Annotated in this window: 20 protein-coding genes; 12 read left to right on the top strand and 8 right to left on the bottom strand. The window is 66.0% G+C overall.

What is annotated here, in order from left to right; all coding sequences use genetic code 11:
• The 6 genes from ACFWIA_RS20595 to ACFWIA_RS20570 form a co-directional block, all read right to left on the bottom strand.
• Positions 1-2,280: hypothetical protein (locus tag ACFWIA_RS20595; RefSeq protein WP_387007162.1), on the bottom strand; the 2,280-nt coding region annotated here is incomplete at its 3' end.
• Between the two features lie 52 nt (positions 2,281-2,332).
• Complete coding sequence (locus ACFWIA_RS20590) at positions 2,333-2,866, bottom strand: hypothetical protein (protein WP_387007160.1); 534 nt, start codon at positions 2,864-2,866, stop codon at positions 2,333-2,335.
• Positions 2,867-2,918: 52 nt separating this feature from the next.
• Positions 2,919-5,894: an ATP-binding protein gene (locus tag ACFWIA_RS20585; protein WP_387007158.1), complete on the bottom strand. Its 2,976-nt coding sequence runs from the start codon at positions 5,892-5,894 to the stop codon at positions 2,919-2,921.
• A 45-nt stretch (positions 5,895-5,939) separates the two neighbouring features.
• Positions 5,940-6,425, bottom strand: a complete 486-nt coding sequence (locus ACFWIA_RS20580) for a hypothetical protein (RefSeq protein ID WP_387007156.1) — start codon at positions 6,423-6,425, stop codon at positions 5,940-5,942.
• A 37-nt stretch (positions 6,426-6,462) separates the two neighbouring features.
• A complete protein-coding gene (locus tag ACFWIA_RS20575) occupies positions 6,463-6,720 on the bottom strand; it encodes a TrbC/VirB2 family protein (RefSeq protein ID WP_387007154.1) in 258 nt (85 codons plus the stop codon).
• A gap of 71 nt (positions 6,721-6,791) precedes the next feature.
• On the bottom strand, positions 6,792-8,465 hold the full coding sequence (locus tag ACFWIA_RS20570; RefSeq protein ID WP_387007152.1) for a conjugal transfer protein: 1,674 nt from the start codon (positions 8,463-8,465) through the stop codon (positions 6,792-6,794).
• 378 nt (positions 8,466-8,843) lie between these two features.
• On the opposite strand from ACFWIA_RS20570, the gene ACFWIA_RS20565 reads away from it, so the two are divergent.
• The 12 genes from ACFWIA_RS20565 (at position 8,844) to ACFWIA_RS20510 (ending at position 20,463) form a co-directional block, all read left to right on the top strand.
• The gene (locus ACFWIA_RS20565; protein ID WP_387007150.1) at positions 8,844-9,356 is read left to right on the top strand and encodes a hypothetical protein; all 513 of its coding nucleotides are present in this window, start codon (positions 8,844-8,846) and stop codon (positions 9,354-9,356) included.
• A gap of 200 nt (positions 9,357-9,556) precedes the next feature.
• Positions 9,557-10,225, top strand: a complete 669-nt coding sequence (locus ACFWIA_RS20560) for a hypothetical protein (RefSeq protein WP_387007148.1) — start codon at positions 9,557-9,559, stop codon at positions 10,223-10,225.
• Positions 10,226-10,232: 7 nt separating this feature from the next.
• Entirely contained in the window at positions 10,233-12,311 is a 2,079-nt protein-coding gene (locus ACFWIA_RS20555; protein ID WP_387007146.1) for a peptidoglycan DD-metalloendopeptidase family protein, read from the top strand.
• A 343-nt stretch (positions 12,312-12,654) separates the two neighbouring features.
• Positions 12,655-13,146, top strand: a complete 492-nt coding sequence (locus ACFWIA_RS20550; protein ID WP_387007145.1) for a hypothetical protein — start codon at positions 12,655-12,657, stop codon at positions 13,144-13,146.
• Between the two features lie 57 nt (positions 13,147-13,203).
• The gene (locus ACFWIA_RS20545) at positions 13,204-13,422 is read left to right on the top strand and encodes a hypothetical protein (protein WP_387007143.1); all 219 of its coding nucleotides are present in this window, start codon (positions 13,204-13,206) and stop codon (positions 13,420-13,422) included.
• 127 nt (positions 13,423-13,549) lie between these two features.
• Positions 13,550-14,506 carry a phosphotransferase family protein gene (locus tag ACFWIA_RS20540; protein WP_387007141.1) on the top strand — a complete coding sequence of 319 codons (957 nt, stop codon included), beginning with the start codon at positions 13,550-13,552 and terminating at the stop codon, positions 14,504-14,506.
• Positions 14,507-14,576: 70 nt separating this feature from the next.
• Entirely contained in the window at positions 14,577-15,656 is a 1,080-nt protein-coding gene (locus tag ACFWIA_RS20535; RefSeq protein WP_387007139.1) for a hypothetical protein, read from the top strand.
• 2 nt (positions 15,657-15,658) lie between these two features.
• The gene (locus ACFWIA_RS20530) at positions 15,659-16,921 is read left to right on the top strand and encodes a glycosyltransferase (RefSeq protein ID WP_387007137.1); all 1,263 of its coding nucleotides are present in this window, start codon (positions 15,659-15,661) and stop codon (positions 16,919-16,921) included.
• Positions 16,918-17,793, top strand: a complete 876-nt coding sequence (locus tag ACFWIA_RS20525) for a cupin-like domain-containing protein (RefSeq protein WP_387007135.1) — start codon at positions 16,918-16,920, stop codon at positions 17,791-17,793. Before ACFWIA_RS20530 ends, ACFWIA_RS20525 begins: the two co-directional genes overlap by 4 nt.
• Positions 17,793-19,046, top strand: a complete 1,254-nt coding sequence (locus ACFWIA_RS20520) for an aminotransferase class I/II-fold pyridoxal phosphate-dependent enzyme (RefSeq protein ID WP_387007191.1) — start codon at positions 17,793-17,795, stop codon at positions 19,044-19,046. The genes ACFWIA_RS20525 and ACFWIA_RS20520 overlap by 1 nt, the downstream gene beginning before the upstream one ends.
• Positions 19,043-19,957, top strand: a complete 915-nt coding sequence (locus tag ACFWIA_RS20515) for an HpcH/HpaI aldolase/citrate lyase family protein (protein WP_387007133.1) — start codon at positions 19,043-19,045, stop codon at positions 19,955-19,957. The genes ACFWIA_RS20520 and ACFWIA_RS20515 overlap by 4 nt, the downstream gene beginning before the upstream one ends.
• Complete coding sequence (locus ACFWIA_RS20510; RefSeq protein ID WP_387007131.1) at positions 19,954-20,463, top strand: MaoC family dehydratase; 510 nt, start codon at positions 19,954-19,956, stop codon at positions 20,461-20,463. The genes ACFWIA_RS20515 and ACFWIA_RS20510 overlap by 4 nt, the downstream gene beginning before the upstream one ends.
• Positions 20,464-20,496: 33 nt before the next feature.
• Here the strand turns inward: ACFWIA_RS20510 and ACFWIA_RS20505 are convergent, their stop codons facing one another.
• Complete coding sequence (locus ACFWIA_RS20505) at positions 20,497-21,477, bottom strand: ornithine cyclodeaminase family protein (protein WP_387007129.1); 981 nt, start codon at positions 21,475-21,477, stop codon at positions 20,497-20,499.
• Positions 21,474-22,235, bottom strand: coding sequence for an SDR family NAD(P)-dependent oxidoreductase (locus ACFWIA_RS20500; protein ID WP_387007127.1), 762 nt, complete (start codon positions 22,233-22,235; stop codon positions 21,474-21,476). Before ACFWIA_RS20500 ends, ACFWIA_RS20505 begins: the two co-directional genes overlap by 4 nt.
• Positions 22,236-22,241: the final 6 nt, after the last annotated feature.

Here is a 22,241-nt window from a genome sequence, read left to right as displayed (position 1 = left end):
ACCACCGGAACCACCGGAACCACCGGACGAGCCACCCGAGCCCCCGACACTGCCGCCCGAGCCCCCGCTCCCGCTCCCGCCACTACCCGAACCACTGACACGACCGCCGCGCCCCGAACCACCACCATTGCCAGCAGAACCACCCGAACCACCGGAACCACCGGAACCACCGGACGAGCCACCCGAGCCCCCGACACTGCCGCCCGAGCCCCCGCTCCCGCTCCCGCCACTACCCGAACCACCGAGACGACCGCCGCGCCCCGAACCACCACCATTGCCAGCGGAGCCGCCGTTAGAACCTGAGCCTCCGTTGGACCCCGAGCCTCCGGTCGCCCCCCGGGTGCCGGTGCCGCCCGAACCGGGTTGGTTCGCCCCCTGGTTCGGGTTCTGCGGCGTGTTGCCGCTGTTGCGCCTGCGCTGAACGGCCTCCCGTCCCGCACGCCAAGCACGACCGACCGTCTGTTCCCCGGTCCAGATCGCTGGCTTCTTCGCTGCGGTGGCAGCCACGCGGCCTGTACCCACCGCAGCCTTGGCCGCCGCCTGGCCCGGACGCTGCACGGCACCATGGCTCTTGCGGGGTCGCCAGTCAGAGTCTCCCCTGGTGATGGGCCTGGGGGTCGGATCAATCTGACCGCCTCCGAACGCAGGGGTGAACTCCCCGTTCGTCAGCTTCTCGATGAGCTTCCGGATCATCATCACCACGGCGATGCTGACGAGCATCAGCAGCAGCAACTGGCTGCCCAGCGCGATGTCCGCCGGAAAGATCATCTGGTAGAGGACCAGCAGCAGGGTCAGGATCACGCTGAAGCCCGCTCGGAGCACGAAGCTGTGTACGAAGGCCTCCAGCCAGCCCTTGAGCAGTTTCTGCTGTGAGGGATGCATACCGATGGCGGCGACCAGGGGGAGCATCACGATGAGGATCAGTGTGACGGCGTGCCAGAGGAGGGTGAGTCCGCTGAGAATGATGACCATCGTGCCAACAACAAAGGACGCGAGGAGGGAGTAAAAGGCCACACCCACCCGTCCCCCCGCATTCTTGCCCGCCCAGGTGTCGAACGCCACCGGGTAGATCTCCTGGTCACCAGTGTCATCGGTGTCGATGTCCTCACCACCCGCGATGTCCTTGCGGATGGGCACCCACTCGTCGTCCATCTTGTCGAGATCCTTGCCGAGGTCCTTGTTGGTCTCGGACTGGGCCACGAGCTGACGGACGCGGAGATCCTCGCAACGGGCGCCCCTGCCGTAGGAGCAGCTGTGGTTCTTGTCGTCCGGGACGCACACGCCCTCGCTGACCTTGCCGTCGCCCTTCTTCTTGAAGATGCAGTTCTTGCCCGGCGCACCGAACTGCCCCAGGGCCCAAGGGCGGAAGATGAGTGTGTCGTACATGGCACAACTCGACTGCCGCAGTCCCTTGTTGTAGTTGTCCTTCAAATCGCAGGGCGGCTGCATCTCGCCCGAAACGCCGGCCAGCGCGGTCGACATCAGGGCCGTGTTGGCATCTCCGATATGCGTGTCGGACCACGTCACGAACTTGTCGTAGTTGCTGCCGGTGAGGAAGGCCATGACGCCGATGATGCTGAGCGCGGCCCAGGAGACCCCGGCCCATACTTCACGGGTGTCGCCGGCTCGCCACTTGGTGAACACCCACAGGCCGACGAGCAAGATCATGACGACTACGGCCGGCTGCAGCACGTTGACCTTCAGCGTCTTCACGACGCTGTCGCGACCCTCGTACAGGCCCGCCATCGGGCTCGGGTTGGAAGCGGTCTCCTTGATGGAGATCGACATCCGCGTGAAGAACTTGGTGAACGTGAAGATGGTGTCGGCCGCGCCGTTGTAGACCAGGTCCATCACGGCGCAGTTGTCGGCTCCACTCCCGAAATCGCCGTTGTCCTCGGACGCGTCGCCCCTGCCCTTGAAGGTCTGGGAGAAGTTCAGCCCGCGCAGGCCGTTCAGCTCGTACATGGTGTACATCTCGGGGGGGCGGGACATCTCCACGGGCCCGGTGACACTGCCTCTGATGTTGAGGCCCTGCTGGTTCTTCTTCTCGTCCGTCGCCCCCTTGTCCCACTGGTTGTAGGCGGGGAAGACGCTCTCGGCGTCACCGGCCGTATCCATCTGGTACTGGTCGTCGCCGGTGAAGTTGCAGGAGAAGTCCGCGTAGGCCGAGGAGGGCGCGGCGAGGGTCAAGGATATGAGGGTCAGCGCCACGAACAGGACGGCGCGGACAGCCGAGCCTGTCCGGCCGAGAGTGCGGTGCAGCGTGTGGCGCGAGGACATCTGGATTCCTTGGACGAATGCGGGCGACGAGTGCCGGCGGCGCACGAAGCGGTCAGCCGGTCGGGAAGTGATCGGTGAGGAAGCAGCCGGAGACGAGCCCCTGCTCCTTCTCGGAGCCGCTCGGAGCGGTGAAGTCCGGATCACAGGTCAGATACTTCAGGCGGGATGCCTTGAGGCCCTCGACCGTGCCAGGACTCACCGGCACAACGGCGAAGTCCTGTCCCACCAGGAAGCTCGCGTTGCCGTCCCGGTCGGCGGCGGTCTGGAACTTCTTCATGTCCTTGATGGTGAGCAGGGCGATGGGGGCATCGTTCCCGTCCAGGCAGACGGCGCGTTCCCCGATGGCCCATGAGGCGTCCGCGGCCTCCTCCTCGCCCCACGCGGTGCTGCGCCCGGAGTCGTCGTATTCGTCGCCCGTAGTGAGGTTCTCGCAGGTGACGAAGGTAGTGAGGTACTCCTCGACGGACGCCATGTCTGACGCGCTGGGCAGATCGTTGTCCGACGCCCCCTCGTCGCTCCCGCATGCCCCGACCGCGGCCAGAGAGACGAGGGCGGCGCCGAGCGCCAGCGTTCGCTTGATTCGCATGCTGTCCGTTCCGTTCCCCGTGCTGATGAGTGGTGGTGGGTGCTCCGATGGCTCACGCCGGCTGGGCCTCGGTCCGCTCGGCCGGCCGTACCGGAGCGGGTTCCGCCTCCTGTATGAACTTCCAGTCCAAGACGCTCGTCGGTGGGTCGACCGACTGGCGGGCCGGACGGCTCGTGCCGTTGGTGTCCGTGGCCGCGAGGATCTCCTGGAAGACGAGGTCGACCGCGACCGTGCCGACCCGCTTGTCGGCGTCGCGCTGAAGACACACACCGGTGCGCAGCTCCTGAAGGGCCGCGATGACCTTGGGGTCGTCCTCCGATCGCCCGAGCAGCGGGGCCACCAGCGACGCCTCCTGAGCGGACTTCTGCTTGAAGGCGAAGACGGTGTGGATCTGGTTGGCGCCACCGCTGCGAGCCTCGGAGTCCTCGATCTGGACCAGGTCGATCGCCTGCTGGGTGATCAGAACGGTGACCGCCATGTAGGAACGGCCCTGCTTCAGCGCGCGGCGCATCAGGTCCCGGCCGCTATCCGTGGCCGTGACGACGTAGGCCTCGTCGACGAAGAGGGCCTTGGGCCGCAGACCGACCTCACCCGTCACAGGGTTCTTCTCGTAACCGACGTCGAGCATCTGGCTGCCCAGTTCCACGACCGCCATCAGTGCCGTGGCCGCCAGGCGCTCAGCCGGGTTCCAGCTGCGTGGGTCCGAGGCCGCAGGGGACTGGAAGCCGCGCAGGGTGATAACCGTGCGCCGCTTGCGCATGCTGGACAGAGGCTTGGGCCGGTCCGAGAAGGCGAGCCGCGCGTAGGGCAGCGTGCGCAGCTCGGTGAGGAGCATCTGCGCCAGCTTCAGGTCCTTCTGGGCCTCGCGGTCCCCCTCCGCCACGGCAGTGTCGTACGCCGCGACGACCTCGTCGACCACTTGCCACAGCGTCGGGCGCTGGGTACTGCGTTCGGCGTCCCGTGCGTCCATGCCGTGCTCGACGGCCTGACGGATGGCGGAGTTGTAGCGGCTGACGACCGTGGCCATCGCCTCGATGACGGGCAGCCGTACGCGCTGGTAGTCCTCGTCGCCGAGGAAGCCACGGAGCATCGACTCGGCGAGCAGTCGGCCGGCCGGTACGTCGCGGGCGATCACCCAAGGGTCGAGCACGCCCGCCTGGCCCTTGAGAAGGTCGACCACCTCGGTCTCATCCCAGAACTCCGGGTTGATCGGCCGGAACCGGCTGGCGGAGGTGCCGAGGTTGCCCGCTTCGGCCTCCGCGGCGAAGTCCGGGTCGTTGACCTGGGAGCCGAAGGCCAGGTAATAGCAGAGCTGGGCGAAGTCGGTCTTGGGGTCGATGACCAGGCAGCGGACACCTGACTCGGACTCCTCGTAGAACTTCTGCAGCGCCAGGGAGGATTTGCCACCACCGGAAGCGCCCACGATGGCGAGGCCACCGCCGTCGTTGCGGGCGGGACCCACGTGGAGCGAATAGTGCACGGGCATCTTGCCGGCCCAGCCGACCAGACTGCCGACCCATCCCAGACGCCGTCCGGAGCGCGTCTCCGGGTTGTCGCCCAACTCCGTTCCCGCGGTGGGCAGTCCGGCGCCCAGTTGCTCCACCTCCTGCAGGCGAAGGTACGGGGCGATGGGTAGCTTGGGCGTGTCTCCGGGAAGCTGCGATTGCAGCAGCCGCCACTGCTGGCGCGTCGGGCGCAGCAGGGTGACCTTCAGGTCCTGCTTGAACTGCATCTCCAACACCCGGCGCCGACGTTCCAGCTCCTTGAGGTCCGGAGCGGAGATCGTGAACCGGATCTGCGCCTCCATGCCCGGCATCTTGTGCTCGTCGATGTCGTCGACGAGATCCTTGGCACGGGCGACCTGGCTGGCCAGTTTGGTGTCCGGGCTGCGGCCCGAGGTTGCCATGTCCTTTATCTCGTCCATGAGGTTGCCTTGGATCTTGTCGGCCCGGTTCTTGAACCTCAGATACGGGATGAGCGTGAACCGCATGTCGATCTCGACAGGGAATTCCACGTTCTGCGAGGTGTAGCGGGCCCATGCCGTCGACTGACGGAAGCGGGTCTCGGTTGGCCAGTTGGCGGCCACCAGCGTCGTCGTGTAACTGGTCTTCCGCTCGCCGGAGATCTCGTCGTACTGATGCAGGACGATGTGCGTCTTGCGGTTCTCACCGGAGAAGTCGACGACCAGGTCGAACTGGTTCGGCCCCCAGGCGCGCGAGCCGAGCACCGGCTCGGGCGGCACCGGCAGGTCGCCGTGCAGGGGCTTGCGGATCAGCCAGACGAGCTCTTCACGGGTCAGCGGGGTACCGCCGAGCCCTTCCAAGCTCTCGTGTACCTCCGTGGCGACCTGTGTCCACTCGGCGAGGAGGGAGGGGGACAGGTATTCGTCCGAGACGCCCGTGGCCGACGCCGCCGCCCGGTCCGCCAAGTTGTGCACACCCTGGAGCAGCGAGGGCTCGTCGTGAGGCTCGTCGTCGCCCGCCATCACGCCGCTCTTGCCGTGGCGCTTGAGCGAACCCAGTTTCACCAGGAGGATGTTGCGCTCCCGGTTGGCGCCGATGCGCTCCTGGTACTCGGCCTTGCGCAGGTTGTATGCCTTGTAGTTCTCCGTCGGATCCCAGGCGACCGTGTTCAGGTCTTCCGCCCAGCCCACCGCCGTGATCGGCTGGTAGACCTTGCGGTAGTGGCACTCGACGTTGCGGTCACCGCGGGCAAGGTTGAGCAGGCCGCGCGCCGGCGCCTCCGCCATGGCTTGCAGCTCGGTGGCGTTCAGATACTCGTCGATGGCTGTGGGCAGCACCAGGCCGGTCCACACCGAGTCGCCGTGCACGAAGAGCGAGTCGTCGGCGTAACGGTAGGGAAGGCGCAGTTCCTCACGGTGTCCGGCGGCCGAGCCACCGGACGAGGACGGGCTCTGTCGCTTCGAGGCCCGGCCCTGCTCCTGACCCTTCTTTCCCGAACCGGCCGCCATGATGAGGGCGATCACGAAGAAGGCGACCGCCGCACCCAGGATGATCAACAGGAACATGGACAAGTCACCTTGCGGTTAGCGGCGGTTGGCATCGGATGGTGGTCATCGGACCCTCGCGGTGAAAGTCGAGCCACGTGGGGCGGCGGCCTGGCGCGCGGCGTCGTACCGCGCGTGCCAGCGCGGTGCTCCGGGCTTCCAGAGAATGACCTGCCAGTGCAGTTCCTCCGGCTCCTGGTCCGCGGCGAGCCCCTGGAGCCGTTTCGGCTGCAGCCACCAGTCGGTCCACACGACCAGTTGCTGGCTCAGCGTGAGTGCCGAGGGCAGGGGCCTTCCCCAGACGAAGTAGACGGCCAGCGGCGGCCCGAAGTAGAAGACCGCCGTCAGCATCGACAGACTGAGGAACGGGAGGAACGTGGACGTGGTGAACAACAACACGAGCCAGAACAGCCCGAAGCCGAAGGCCGCGCCCAGCGCGGGCAGCAACAGACCCGGAAGCGGGATGTTGCCCCAGTTCCAGATTCGCTTCGGGCGGTTCTCCAGGTCGGTGTGGTCGTATGCGACCAGCGGCGCGGGAGCTTCCTGCGTCATCGCTCCGAACCCCTTTAGTAGTGGTGGTTGAGCGGGATCAGCCGTTGCCACCGATCTGAGTGCCCAAGGAGATGAGCGCACCGGCAAGACCGCTCGCGCTGCCGATGATCAGTGCCGCCAGGGCGATCATGCCGAAGCCCTGGAAGGCCTCGCGTAGGCCCTCGCCCTGCTTCATGGAGATGAGCATCCGGATGCCCAGGATGAGGAGCGCGATGATGGCGACCGTCGCCCCCGCGGTCTGGAGAATGTCCTGGATCTCCGTGAACATGGAGTCCAAGGTGGCGGCCAACTGCATGGTGGTTCCTCTCACAGAACGACTCGTGTGTCGTCTTGCTGGTGGATGGGGCCGAGAAGGGTTCCTGGCCCTCAGTTCGTGTCGGCCCCCACGTCCTGCGGGGACCGGCCGCTCGGCGGGGAAGAGGCGGCCGGAGCGGAGGCAGTGGCCTCGCCGGTGTCCGGCCCGTCCTCGGCCGGCCCGGTCTGCTCGTCATCGCCCCTGCCACCCTGGGGGTCGAGCAGCCCACCCCGGATGTCCTTGATGAACCAGCCCTGGCCCGTGTTCACCACAGTGGTCCGGTAGGCGCGACGCACGGTGTCGCCCTCGGGGTCGGCCCAGTCGACGATCACCCGTAGTTGTACGGTCTGCCCGGTCTTGTAGGAGTACGGAGCGGAGCCCTGGACGCCCCTCGGCACCAGCGCCACCACGTCGTTGACCTGTGGTTCGGACAGGCGGCCTGACAGTCCCGTGGTCGCGGCGAGCGTGGCGCCCTGAGCGGTGAAGCGGGCCAGGGTGGTGCTGTCCGATTTTGCCCACGCCTCGAAGTAGCCCGGAAGCACTGTCTGTTGCAACTGCTGGCCCAGGGCGGTGTCGACGTCCTCGCTGTCCTGGTCGACCTCCGGTACGTCCGAGCGAGGGGGCATGGGCATCTCGCCGACGTCACCGGCGACGCGTATGCCTTCGCCGGACGCCAGGTTCTTCACATACACGGGGACGGTCAGCGTGGTGAGCCCACCATCGTCCGTGCGCACCTGAATACCCAAGTAGCGGCCGTGAGCACCGTACTCGGGCAGGTTCTCGCTGGTGCCGTCCCAGGTCGCGGTGAGGGCCTTGAGGGTGCCCTTGCCGCTCCAGCCGCACTCGGGATCGACGCCCGAGGACGTGTACCGGGCGAGCGCCGCACGGCGCTCGGAGGCCTTCTCCGGGGCGTAGGTGAGGCAGACGATCGCGTACTGCTCGGCGAACGCGGCCGCCTGCCGCGTCGGAAACTCGGTGAGCCCGTAACGGGCCACGTCGTCCGTGTCCAGGCCGGCCGTGTCCGCTCCCGAGGACTTCCCGATGATCAGTCCCGTCACACCGCACGAGCCCAGCGCGAACAGGCCCGTGGTGATCAGCAGAGCCGCGCGCAGGCCGACGTGGGTACGGCGCCCACCGGATGGCAGGCGGCCGCCGGGCCTGGCCACGTCGAAGTCGCCCGCGGGCTTGCGTGCGACGGTCTTCGCACTCTGGCCCGCAGCGTCGGCCGCAGGTCTCACGGTCGTGGTCACGGATGCCGGGTCGGGGGCGGGGGTCTGTGTCGGTACCGCCGTCTGCGCGGCCCTTCCGGCCCGGCCGTTCCCGGCGGCCGTCCCGCCCTTCTGGCGCCGTTCCTTCGCCGCCTTCTTGGCCTCGTACTCGACCTTGCGGGCAGCCCGTGCCTGCTCGCGCTTCTCCTTCCTGGACTCCGTCGTCGGGCGGGACTCGCGGGGCGGCAGTGCGGGCACGGCGGCCTGCCCCGCCTGGGGCGCGTCCCGGACCCAGGCAGCGGCGACGTGTGTGCGGGCCTGCTCCGGCGACAGTTGCCACGGCTGCTGGGGCTGCCCGCCCTGCTGGGCGTGGGCGGCGTGCGGGTCGTTGGGCACCTGGCCCCCGCCCTGCGCGGGCTCCTGCCCCTGCCCGTCTCCCAGTTCCTGCCAGGGCTGCTGGGAAGGACTGGAGGACCCGGGCTGCCCGGCGGGCTGGCCTCCGCCGACCGCGCCAGCAGAGCTGTTGTGGTCTGTCATCGAGTCCGATACTCCAGCGAGTTGAGTCTCCGTCAGCAGTCGCGCCCGCATCACCGGGCTGTACGACGGGCCCTGGTCCGGCCAGGTGCGCTGGCAGTGTGACAAAGACCGGTCGCTGAACCGCATTCCTTGTCCCGCCGGGCTTCTCCGGGACTCGGCGGAGTCCCGAACGGATTCCCCGAAAGTGGAGGCGAGGAATCCGTTCGGGACAACGGGGGTGACACCGTGTGCCGTCGCCCCATCCTGGATCACAATGCGCGGGGCGCGTCCGCCCGGCGTACCCGCATGTGCCCCTGGACCCCGCGGGCCGTACCCGTCATGCGGATCACGTCGGGTTCGGCACGACCCGAACGACAGACCCTAGGCGGAGGACGAGAGTTGAGCGACCAGAGCGAGCAACCGCCCGTACCCGACCCGCGCATCGGGGAGAGGGCCGCGCCGCAGGCCCCGCTGGCTCCGGCCCACGTTGCGCAACCCACCCCGGTCCCGCCGCAGACGTTCCAGGCCGGCCGGACCTGGGTCGACGGCTACGAGCCGGGTAACCCCTGGCAGGCCAGGCTGTGCATGGAGACCCCGTACGGCACGTTCGTTCATCCGCTCACCCCTCACACCATTCCCGACCTGCTGGAGCCCCTGGTGCTGGTGGCGCAGGAACAGCAGGGCATGCCGGTGGGCTTCGAGCCCGACGAGGATCCTGAGCCGGTGGACGAGGACGTCGACGACGTGGTCGACGAACAGCACTGGAGCCAGCGTGTCCACAGTGGCCGGGCCGCCCGGCTGAGCGGCTGGTCCGCGGTCCACAACCTCTGGCAGCGGGAAGACCCGACGGCCCGGATCGTCATGGGCGCGATCGTCGTCGGGGTACTACTGATCGGCATCCTCGTCTCCTGAACCGGGCTCGCGGGAGGGACACCGCGGCGGATCGGGGCGATCACGGGGGCGCGGGCCAACGCGTCGCATTCCCTCTCGTCTCCCACTCCTTTCCCGCAGAGGAAAACACCGGGCTCTGCTCGCGCGCCTCCCCCTACCGTGGCGGCGAGCACCCTGGCCATGCCGCCGCACGGCCCAGTACACGAAGGAGACACGGCAACGTGGAGCTGCCCGCGGACGACAAGCGCACCGGGCTTCTGGCGCTGGGGGTGCTCGGCGTCCTCCTTGTCCTTGTGATCGTGATGTTCACCGTTTTCGACGAGGACGGCGAGGACGGCGAGGAGGAGGGTCCGGCGACCGCTGCGACCGGGCAGGCCGACTCTGCCACGGGGGCCAAGAACTCCTCGGGCCCGGACGCGCCGTCCGCCGGCGGGCCCACCCCGATCGTCACGGGTACCGAACTGTCCCGGGCCCACGCGGTGATGGCCCAGTACATGGCCAGGATCAACACGTACGACCACCGCAGCGACAGCAGGGCATGGAGCGTGCCGCTGCTCGAACTCACCACGGAGGACACGCGGATGAAGCAGGTGACCGCCCTGCCGACCGGCAAGGCCTGGGACACCTGTGTCGTCGAGAAGTGCACTTCCAAGGGCGAGGCCGACGTCGTACGGGACGCGGTGATCTCGGTCGACCTGGTAAGGAACAGCGGCCGGAGCATATCCAGTGTGGTGAAGGTGACGGCCACGGTCACCTCGACCGGCGACACCAGCACCCAGACCAACCGGTGGCTCGTGAGCGTCGAGGAGAAGAGCGGCCAGTGGGTCGTGTCCGGCGTCGACGTCTTCGGTCTCGGGGACGTCGGCGCCTCCGACCAGGCCGGGGAGTGATGTAGCGATGGTGGCTCCCGCCGTACTGGCGGCCGCCGCGAAGGCGGCAAAGGCGGCCAAGACCGCGCAGAAGGCCAAGCAGTTGCTGGACGGTCAGCGCGGCAAGAAGGGGAGGAAGAAGCCCAGTCGCATGGCCAAGGGCGCGGCGGTCGGCGTCCTGCTGAGCGGCGGCGCGTGTTCCGTGGCCGTCATCATGGTCATCAACATGGTCGGAGGGTTGGGGGCGGGGAGCTCCAGCGCCTCCTGCACCGACTACGCGGACAACGCGGATTCGGGGAACACTGGCGCTGCGGCAGCCACCAATCCGATCATGCCGGCCGGAAAAATGTACATGCCGAGCGAGACCGCGCGCAATGAGATACCCCCGAAGATGATTCTCGCGGCCATGCGCGCCGCTGCCAACTACGAGGGCCTCGACTGGACGATCATCGCCGGGCAGATGTACCAGGAGACCAAGTTCGGCCAGGACGAGTCCGCGGCACCCGGCGGTAAGAACTCGGCCGGATACATGGGCATCCTCCAGTTCGGCAACCCGGCCTGGCAGGACTACGGCGACGACGGCAACGGCGACGGCAAGAAGGACCTGTACAACATCGACGACGCCTCCTGGGCGGCCGCCAACTTCTTGCACGCCAAGAAGGTCGAGAGCGCGCCCTGGCAGGCGCTGCTGAGCTACTCGGGCTCGAACGCCTCCAACACGATCTACCCGCGCGTCGTCCTGACCCAGGCGGCCCGCTACCGCGGCGAGCTCACCGGTGACAAGGACCTGATCGAGCGCTGGTACGCGCATCTGAAGGCGACCGTCGAGAAGAACCCCGGCTTCCCCACTCTGGGCCGGCAGTCGGACATTCCCGAGCCGGTGGGCAACAACGCACAGGTGGGCAAGGCCCTCAGCATCGCCGCCTCGGCCCCCCGGGACTGGTCGACCCCGCCGCTGAAGGGTACCGCCAACACGGGCAACGCCGCCGACGCCGGTCTGACCACCGCGATGAGCCCGATCGGGTACACGGTCGCCGCGGATGACACCACCATCCTCGCCGCGCCCGAGGAGCAGCGCGACGGCTGGCAGTGGCCGATGGAGAAGGGCACGTACGTAACCGGTTCGCCGTACCACAAGTCCGGCAGCATGTGGAGCCTCGGCTACCACACGGGACTCGACCTCGTGGCCCCCACCGGCACCCCGATCCATGCCCCGGCGGACGGCACGGTCGTCTCGGCCGGCCCCGGCGGCTCGTACGGCAACATGACGATGATCGAGCACAAGGACGGTGTGATCACGCTCTACGCACACCAGGTCCGCATCGACGTGACGCGCGGCCAGAAGGTCAAGCGTGGCGCCCGGATCGGCCTGGTCGGTGCGACGGGCAACGTCACCGGCCCGCACCTGCACTGGGAGGTCCGCGTACCGGGGGTGGACAACCCCTTCATCGGCGGCCGTGACTCGGGCCCCGGCATGGTGGACCCCGCGGCCTGGGTGGAGGGCCGGCTCAGCGCCAACCCGGACTACGGGACGGTGCCCGGCTCCAACGAGCCGGCCAAGGACGCCCAGTACGCCGACTGCGCGGAGGAGAACGGCAGCGCGGCCGTCGCTCCCGACGGAGCGGGCGCCACCGGTGTCCTGCCCGACTCCGACGACCCGGTGATCCGGGCGGTGCTGGGCTGGGCCCAGCGCGGCCTCGGGACCCCGTACGCATACGGCGCCCCGCGTCTGCAGGGCAAGAATCCCAAGAGCTTCGACTGCTCCAGCTTCACGCAGTGGGCGTACTACATGGCCAGTGACGGGAAGATCGACATCGGAAGCACGACGTTCGATCAGCAGCCTCACCTCAAGGCCTACAAGGTGCCGTTGTCGCAGGCGCAGCCCGGAGACGTGATCTTCTTCCGGCCCAACGGCGACGGAACGTCCGGACATGTGGGTCTGGTCTGGGATGAGAAGGGACACCAGATCATCCATGCGCCGGGTTCGGGCAAGCGGGTGTCCTTCAGCAAGTGGGACTACCAGGACGAGATCACCGGCGTGTACCGCGTACCGATCCCCGAGGGCACCAACGTGGTCGAGGGCGACGGTCGTCGGTCGGCGCCCTGACGGGACCGGACGGTCCGGACCGGGAGGGCAGGCGTCCGCGTCAGGTCTGGTCGTCCACTCTGCGCCGCTCGAACCGGGCGAAGAGTTCGCCGCGGTCGTGCTCTTGCGCGCAGGCCGGTAAGCGGATCACTCCGGGCGGCAGGCCTCACTGCTCCCGTCGCCGGTCGAACTACCTTCCCAAGGACCCGGCTTCGGGCCACCCAACCCGCACGGCCAACTGCCGTGCAGAGACGGAAGATTTCCGTTGAGAACTGCATTGCGCGCGAGCGCCGTTCGGCGTGCCTTCACTGCGGCTTCTCCCGCCGGAAAGCGCCCACGACGACTGACCACCGTGGCCTTGTCGGTGTCCCTGCTGGTCGGCACCACAGTGGCGCTCGCACCGACCGCCTCCGCAGCGCCGTACCGCTGCAAGACCAGCAGCGCTGGCGTCGACAATCCCGCCTACTCCGGACCATGGGCCGACAACATCAACTTCAGCGTCAAACTCTGTGCCAAGCGCGCCAGCGGCTACATCTACACCTATGCCAAGGTCGACTTCGAGGGACCCGTCGCGGACATCAACATGACCGGCACATTCGGCGGTGCCCGCTTCCGCTTCCAGACCAAGAAGTCCGTCTCCGGAGGTGACCCCGTCGTGAAGTCGGCGAACTACACCGGCCTTGAGTACCGGCTTGAGCACGGCGACACAGCCGGCAACGGCAGCTTCACGACCGGGACGCTCAAGTACAGGGCCGGCTCGGGCCGATACCGCGCCGACGGGGCGGTCCAACTGGACTGGAACAACCACGGCAAGGGCTACCGCACCACGAACTTCAGCGGGTCCCCAACCGTGTAGACGCCTCCCGGTCTCACCAACTGTGTCCGCGGCACGACTGTGGGATCCCCCGACCCCGTGACGCGGACACGGGTCGGTGGGCGCCGTGCCACGACGCCCACCCGTCACCACGGACAGGGGACCCGCTGGCAGTTCGACGAGGGCGATGCCGTCATGCGGGCAGTCGACTCCACGCAGCCGATGAGCAAGGTCAGCATTCCTGAGAACGCCACGGTGCCACCGGAGCACTCCCGATTCAGCGTCGGCATCAACTGGTCCTGCTCCCCGATCGGTTAGCCCCGGCGGCTGGCGCAAGGGAAAAGATCGCGGAGATTTCACGTCCCCTGTTCAACGAACAGTGGATCATGTGTACGGTCTATACCGACATACGTTCGATCGGTCACTCCTGGGACGGTGTAGCGCAATGCAGGCAAGTCACTGCACGTCGGCGAGGACGACAGCAGCCGCGGGTGCCAGCCTCGCCGACGCACCGATCCATGGGGGGTACACCGAGTCTCAGATGCTTGAGCTGTTTGGTCGAGCGTGCGCCGCAGCCGGATTGAGCGCCAGGGACCCGGTATACCTGCGCGGTCAGACGAGCGCCGTACTTCGGGTAGCGCACACACCCGTTGTTGTGAAGATCGCCCGTTTGGGGACAGACCCAAGCGAAGTCCAGCGAACCATAGATTTCGTACGCTGGCTCATGGGGCTGGGCTTTCCGACCGCCCCCCTCTATCGCCCTGACATGCAGCCTCTGATCCTCGACGGTCATGCGATCACTCTGTGGACCTATCTGCCGCAACCTGAACGCCCCGTGCCAGCCGAGGCGATGGCCAAGCCCTTGAAGCTCCTGCACGGCCTCAGTCAGCCGCCGGTCGCAATGGACCGCATCGACATGTGTGCAGGGATCCGAGACTCCCTCGACCGGACCACGGTCCTTCCGGAGCACACCGTTCGTTTCCTGCGCGAGTGCGTTGACCGCCTCGAAGGCGACCTCGTCAATGTCGGCTTTGAACTCGACGAGGGAGTACTGCAAGGCGACCCCCAGCATGCCAACGCCCTGCACAACGGCGCGAGCACCGTCCTCTGCGACTGGGACAACGCCGCGGTGGGCCAACCGGAATGGGACCTCACGACCGTCGAGATTCGATGCCGGCGATCTGGCTACAGCTCCTCCCACTACCAACGGTTCGTCGAAGCGTACGGATGGGACGTCACCCGCTGGTCCGGACATCCTGTGCTCCGAGACCTAAGAGAACTCCGTGTGATCACGACCTACGCCAGGAAAGCCAGGAATCAACCCGAGAAGATCTCGGAGGCTCTTAGCCGTATCGACGGTTTTCGTAGAGCCGATCTCGGCCACGAATGGAACTCTCCATAGCCGATCTGCATTCCAGGGAAGCATTTCGACACTTCAAGTGCATAAAATCATTCCTTAGGCTAGGGAGAGCATGTCCACTCAGTCGGATAAACGATTTGAAGATGCAGAACTTGTACGCGCCCGAGTAAACAACGAACGTGAACGCGTCGTCCACGAACTGACCCAACTCCTTTCCCCTATTGCGCTGGAACTTGTACTGCGGCGCTTTGGTGACCACGAAACCACCTTGTCTGGCCTGCCGCCTCTCAAGGCGGCGATAAGATTTCAAGACGCGGCGTTGGTGCATGCGCGGGCTCAACATGTGCCTGCCGAGAGCATCCGGGCACTGGCGGCAACCGTAGCAACTGACCAGACTCTTCGCTCTGTTGCGGAACCTAAGCCTCTATTCGACCGCGCCATCTTCATTTTCGGATTGCGTCGAGGGGCGAACCATGCGATCTCGGAATGGATGCGTAGCCACTTCGACGACGCGGAGGTCCGTTACCTGAACAGTGCAGAGATTTCCCTGTTCGAGACAGACGGAAACCTCCTGACCGTTGACCGTGACACGTACGCTCGCATGGCCATTAGCCCTCAGGAGCGCGTCCTAATAGTCGGCTATGAAAATCTGGATGCGGCAACGTTTCCCCTGTACCACAATGCACATGTCGCACACCGCAGTGACGTCGTCGTGGTTCTCCGGGACTTCCCCAACACAGCAGCCTCCATAGCCCGACAGGCGCAGTCTGACCCTGCTTTCGCCTATCGCTACCGCATCCGGGATCTCCTGGATCTGTGGAAACGCTACGCCGGCTACTTCGAGACCAACTCCTATGGTTACACGTACGTCGCCTTCAACTCCTGGTTCAGCGACGCTACCGAGCGGCAAAGAATCTCCCGGAGCCTTGGGCTGCAGCACTCTGACCACGGACTGAACAGAGTGAGCGCATACGGCCAAGGCAGCTCGTTCGACGGCCTGCACCATGACGGCCGTGCACAGGACATGGCGGTTCTCAACCGGTGGGCGACGATGCTCGACGACCGCCTGTTCCAGTTCCTGTTGCTCGCCGACGAGGAATCTCTTGAGATCAATGAGCGGCTGTTCGGCGACTTCCCCTACGACCGAGCCGCCCTGCTGGACCGCTGGCGTGCCGGAGGCATAGCCCAGTGAGAGTGCTCCATGTCATCAAGGGTCTGACCAACGGCGGCGCCAGCATGGGGCTGCTTCGCATGTGCGTCGGCGGTCCCGTTGACGCAACTCCGACCGTGGCTTCACTGGTTCCCCCTCGACCGGAACACAGGGCGACGTTTGAAAGAGCGGGCATTGAGGTCATTGCAGGGGTAGAAGCGACCCGCATCGCTGTGGCGGCTGCGGACATCGTGCAGGTCGAATGGTGGAACAACCCCTACGTCAACGACTTCCTGGTGAACACCGACCTCTCGGCCAGCAGAATCCTCCTTCACTCCCGAGGCCATTTCGACGCACCCGGGATGTGCCCCAGCGTGAGCCTGCTCTCTCGCGTCGATGGCTGCACCGTCACCACCCCGAGTGCGGCGGCGAACCCGCAGTTTGAGAGGAACCGCCGGCTTGTCGGCCTCCCTCCCGCGCGCTGCGTCTTCTCAGAGGCTGGTCTGGGAACAGACGTGCCCCTGAGCGGCTCACCCCGCGTCGGCAACAGCAACAGGATCACGGTCGGCTACCTCGGCACGGTCGAGCCAATCAAGATGCACGCCGCCATGCTGGAGATCGCTGCGCGCGTCATTCGAGCCGCGCCTGAAGTCGACTTTGAGTTCGCTGGCGACGGCCCACTGGACGCCTACCGTGCGGAAGCCGACCGGCTTGGCCTGGGCCAGCGAGTGCGCTTCCTGGGCTTCCAGTCCGATCCCGCCGCGTTTCTGAACCGTCTTGACATCTTCTGCTACCCGCTCAACCCCTACACCTACGCAACCAGTGAGAAGGCTCTCCAAGAAGCAATGCTCACCGGTTTGCCCTGCGTGGCCTTTCCCGTGGGAGGAGTGCGCGATCTGCTCACGCCCGACAGCGCCCTACTCGTCCGAACTCCACAGCAGTGTGTCGACGCTTGCCTCCACCTCGTCGGCTCGCAAGAGGCACGCCGACACTACGGCGAGCGAGCCAAGCGCCGGATCGACAGCCTCACCGAGCGCAGGGAGTGGCGCGCTGAACTCACCCGCGCCCGCACCGAAATAGTGTCGCAGGCCCTGAGGCCCCGACCTGGAATCGGCGTCCCACCACAGGACCTCTTCGACTTTTGCACCGACCCCCGCGCTTGCCCTACAGAGGCGCTGGACACTGAACAGCAGGCGGACTTCAACCGCGTTGCAGCCTTCGTTGATGACGACTATGCGGAATGGCTGGATGCTAGGACCGAGCGTCCCCACAGCCACTCCACCACTACAGAGAGGATCCCATCGTGACCGACGCTGACTCCCCCTTCCATGGCATCAAGAGCATCCCGGTCCCTCGCCTCAGCCTGGACGAATTCCTGACATGGGGGCGACAAGCCATCATCAGGGCCGACGTTCCCATGATTATCGACGTACTTCCCCAAGTGGATCCCGGTGTGCGCAGGGATGCCGTGCTTGAGAAGCTCGGTGACTCCAACGTCGCCCTATTCACAAAGCAACGCAGTTCGGGAAACGACCAACGCGCCGTGGTCACGAAGATCCGACTCCGGGAATTCTTTGACCGCGAGATATACAATGCGCACACGGACGGCTCGTACCGCATCGTGTCGAACATCAAGAACCAGCCCGAAGTTATCGATCACCTTCTCGGCTTCGACACGCGCCAGATGTTCGACTATCAGGCCCCTTTGAACTCAGCGAACATCTGGGTCAGTTACAACGGTCTCCTTGGCCGGAACCACTTTGACGAGTTCGAGAACTTCAACCTCCAACTCGAAGGCCGTAAGCGATTCATCATGCTGCCGCCCGGCCACAAGGACTATTACATCCGATCAGTGCTGCATGGATACGGACACCACTCGAAGGCCCGTCGAGTCGACAACCTGGACCCTAGGCGCTTCCCCCGGCTCGTGGCTATGCTCGCACAGCGTCGCGATATCGTTCTGGAGCCGGGACAGATGTTGTACCTCCCTCTGGGTTGGTGGCACCAAGTCGACGGGCTCGACCGGGTAAACATCAACATAAACTTCTGGCTGCGCGACGCGAAGATCCTCCGCCGCCCCTACGTGTTGGGTGATGCGCTCTACAAGGCCGCGTTCCGGAGGCTGAACGGCTTCTATGACTACCAGGCGGAGGAAGCTCCCATGGGCGGCAAGAAGTGATCGGCCCGAAAAAAACAATCCAACCATCCAATCGATTCCGGAACAATGAAAAATCAGTTGGCATCGGAAACGCCTTCTGGGATACATCAGAACGAAACGGCCTAGCCGGCATCGTTGCCGAGCTCAGCGACGGCGTTCTCCGCACGGCAACCGATCACGAGTTCGTCAACTTCAGCTGCTGCTCCTATTTGGACCTTGACTCCCACCCGCGGGTGATCGAGGGGGCTGTCGCCGCACTGCGCAAGTACGGTGTACTCGACCACTGCATTCCTCGCAGCCGCGTACAAATACCCGCCCTGTTGGAGCTGGAGGATTCACTCGGCGAGCTGTTCTCAGCCGACGCCGTCTCGGCCATCTCGGCTAGCGTCGCAAGTGCCGGCATACTTCCGCTGATCGCCTCCGGTCACATCGGGAACGGCACCCGCCCTCTGATGATCTTCGACAAGAACTGCCATGTTTCGATGGCGCAGACCAAACCAGTATGCGCCGATGAAACAGAGGTCGTCACCTGTCGGCATCACGACCTGGACTTCATTGAAGACCGATGTAAGGAGTACTCCCAAGTCTGGTACATCTGTGACGGCAGCGACAGCTTGGGGGGGTACGCGCCTGTCAAGGAGCTCGCCGTCCTCCAGGAGCGATACGGCCTGCAGGTGTTCTATGACGACTCCCACTCGGTCTCGGCCTACGGGGCACGAGGCATCGGATACGTCCGATCGAACAGCCCGGTACTCGATGACAGAACCATCGTGGTGACCACTCTGAACAAGGCGTTCGGGACGAGTGGCGCGGCCGTCCTGCTAAATGGGCGTCCCAAAGAGATGTTGCGGATCATAGAGCGTTTTGCCGGTGCGCTCAGCTACTCACAGCCACTGAACACCGCAGCCGTCGGTGCCGGACTGGCGTCTGCTGAAATTCATCGAACTTCTGAACTCACCACGCTCCAAGGGCGACTGCAGGAGAACATCGCCCTGTTTGACTCTCTCGTCGGAACCGAGCAGTCGGGGTCCGCCTTCCCGATCAGACTGGTTCCGATGGACGACGAGACGGTGATCGATGCAGGCCGTCGAGTGTTCGAGGCGGGCTTCTACGTGTCGCCGGTGTTCTTCCCCATCGTCGCCCGCGGAACGGCGGGGCTGCGAGTCATGATGCGGGCCGGCCAGACCGATGAGCAGATCCGTGGCTTGGGCTCGGTACTTGTAGGAGTGGGGGCCGAGGCGGCGTCCCCGACACACGCGAGGCTGGTCGGATGACCACTACGGCGCGCGCCATTCCTCGCAGCATCCTCTACACCCCCGCGCTGTCCCTGGACAGATTGCTGAGGGCACAGTCGTACGACGCCGACGTTCATCTGATCGATCTGGAAGACTCAGTGCCCGCCTCGGCCAAGCCGGAGGCACGGGACTTCTGTCGCGAGACGCTCGACCAGTTGCCCGATGTCACGAACGTTGCCGTCCGCATCAACCCGCTCAGTTCAATCGAGTCCATCCGCGACATCACGATGCTCACTGCAGGGCCCACGAAGCCCGGGTTCGTCTTCATGACCATGGTCCAGTACCCAGCCGAGGTGGCGCTGCTACGGGAGACGCTCGCCTCGACTGGATGGCATCCCGAAATCTTCGTGACCATCGAGACCATCGAGGCAGTCGACAAGGTCGATGAGATTGCTGCGGCGAGCGACGGGCTGATTCTCGGCTCAGCGGACTTGGCGGCCACGTTGGGCATCGACATTAACTGGACCGGACTGCTGGCTGCACGGCAAGCCATGGCATTCGCTTGTGCTCGCCATGGAACCGCCTGCATCGACACCGGCAACTTCCAGCTTGCGGACCCTTCGATACTGCACAAGGAGATCGAGCAGGTTCGCTCACTCGGCTTCCACGGCAAAGGTACGGTCCATCCGAAGGAACTCGAAGCCATCAACCGGGGCTTCCGGCCGGGCGGCGTCGAGATGAAGGAAGCCCGCCGGGTGATGGACGCGGTGAGCGCGGCCGGTGACGGCGTCACCCTGGTCGACGGCCGCATGGTCGGCCCCCCGTTCGTGCGCAAGGCCCGCGAGACCCTGGCGCGAGGTGAGGCTTGGGCGGCGCGGTTCGGGCAGGGCCGCCTGCCGGCCTCAGACCCACGCCCCACCCCCACGCACGGTATGAGGGAGCCCGCATGACGCTGCGACGTGTCGGCGAGAACGAGTACGTAGAAGAACACGGTGGCGACTATGAGGACTTCGAGCCGGGCATGGTGATAAAACACTGGCCGGGTCGGACCATCTCGGAGGCCGACAACACCTGGCTCACGCTGCTGCTCATGAACCAGCATCCGCTGCACTTCGACGAGAACTACGCGGCCAGTACGGAACACAAACGGGTCCTGGTGAACAGCTCGATCACTCTGGCGCTGGTCGGTGGGATGACCGTCCAGGCGCTGTCAGCCCGCGCAGTCGCCAACCTGGGCTGGGACCGCGTGCGCCTGGCCCAGCCGGTGTTCGTCGGTGACACGCTCTACGCGACCAGCCACATTCTGAGCAAGCGGTGGTCCAAGTCCCGCACCGGCCAGGGGATCGTGACGGTGGAGACCACTGGCACCAAGTCGACCGGGGAGACCGTCATCGCGTTCGAGAGGTCGTTCCTGGTCTGGTCGCGGGACGCTCGACCAGACCGGACCGACGGCTGACGTCTTGGCCCCGTAACCGGCCCGTGCAGCCTGTTACGGGGCACCGCCAAGGGTGTCGTACACGGCTGCCGCAGCAGCCGTGTCCTCGATGGCCAGGCCCACACCGCGGAAAAGCGTGGTCTGGCCAGGCTTCGGTGCCGCCTCGCCTTCAATCAGCGCGGCAAGATCGTGGAGGTGGACGGTATCGATGAGGCCGTTGGCGATCGCTGCCCGGACCTCTCCCGCTTCTTCCAGAGCATCAGCCTGCTGTTCGACCACGACAAACGCTGTGGGCAACAGTTCCGGCGGGACCTCGACAGCGTCCTCGTGAGTGCCACCGATGACGTTGAGATGTGCCCCGGCTGCAACCCAGTCAGCCTCGATCAACGGTGCGTTGCTGTCGGTGGACGTCGCTGTGCAGATGATTTCCGCGTCGCGCACGGCGGTGCGAGCGTCATCGCACACCACCACTGCGGTACGTGGGTCCATGCGCGCCTGAATCCACTCGCCGAACGCCTCGGCTCTTTCCCTGGTACGGGAGTAGAGCCGAACGGAACGAACCGGGCGCACTGCGGCCATGGTTCGCAGCAGTGCGTGGGCCTGTACGCCTGCTCCGATGATGGCCAGATCACCAGCATCCGGTGGCGCGCACAGCTGCGTCGCCAGGCCGGCGACTGCTCCCGTACGGACGGCGGTGAGTGCGCCGCCTTCCAGGAGCGCGGTTACACGGCCTGTCTCTAGGTCGACCAGGGCAACGATTCCGTGGATCAGAGGCAGTCCACGGCTCGGATTGTCCGGCGTGAGCGTGGTGATCTTCAGTCCTGCGACCCCCCGCTGCTCCCAAGCTGCCGGGCTGACCAGTAGCTGGTTGGGCGGCTCATGGCCGGTCTCCAGCAGGGTGCGGGGGGCGGTCTGTGCCTGGCCGGCACGAAGCGCACGGAAGGCGTGCCGCAACGCGTTGATGACGGGATGGAGAAGTTCGTCACGCTCCAGCTCCGGCCCGTCAATGACCCGCGGTGCCCATCCGGCACTCACAGTACGACCTCTCCACCGTCCACGGCCACGTCACCGCCTGTCATCCACCCCGACTCGGAGGAGGCAAGGAACACGGCGGCGCCGGCGAGATCCTCTGGACGGCCAGGTCGCCCCAACGGGATGTCCTTGCCCCGCGCCTGCCAAAGGTCGGGGTCGTCGCGCCATTGCGCGGCATTGGACTTGGTGGCGGTCAGCCCCGGTGAGATGGTGTTGACGCGGATACCGAAAGGAGCCAGCTCGTAGGCTGCTCCGCGCGTCAGCATCGACAGGCCGGCCTTGCTGCACTGGTAGTGGGCCATGGCGCTGATGGCGCTGGTGGCGCTGAGCGAGCTGATGTTGATGATGCTTCCCGGAGCGCCTGCGGTGCGCAGCCGTGCGGCGAACGCTTGGGTAGCGAAGAACGGGAACTGCAGGTTGACCGCCATGACGCGTTCGTACTCGACGGGCGTCAGGTCCAGGAACGCTGTGCGAGTAGCCGTGGCAGCGTTGTTCACCAGGACGTCGGCGAGCCCGAGCGCCTTCGACGCCGATTCCATCAAGAGCGGGACGGCATCAGGGTCGGCGGCGTCCAGCAGCATGTAGTCGGCCTGCACCCCGTACCCACGAAGTTCGGCGAGCGTGGACCGGGCCGCCGGTTCGTCGTTCAATGCGGTGAAGAACACATCACAGCCCTCGCGGGCAAAAGCCGTCGCTATGGCGCGGCCGATGCCGTTGGCACCACCGGTGACTATCGCCCGCTGTCCACTCAGTCTCTCCATCGGGTG

The organism is Streptomyces sp. NPDC127068, from assembly GCF_042724695.1.
In the GTDB taxonomy this organism is placed as follows: Bacteria; Actinomycetota; Actinomycetes; order Streptomycetales; family Streptomycetaceae; genus Streptomyces.
The sequence above is the reverse complement of the archived record's forward strand: the minus strand, read 5'-3'. Positions and strand labels throughout refer to the sequence as shown.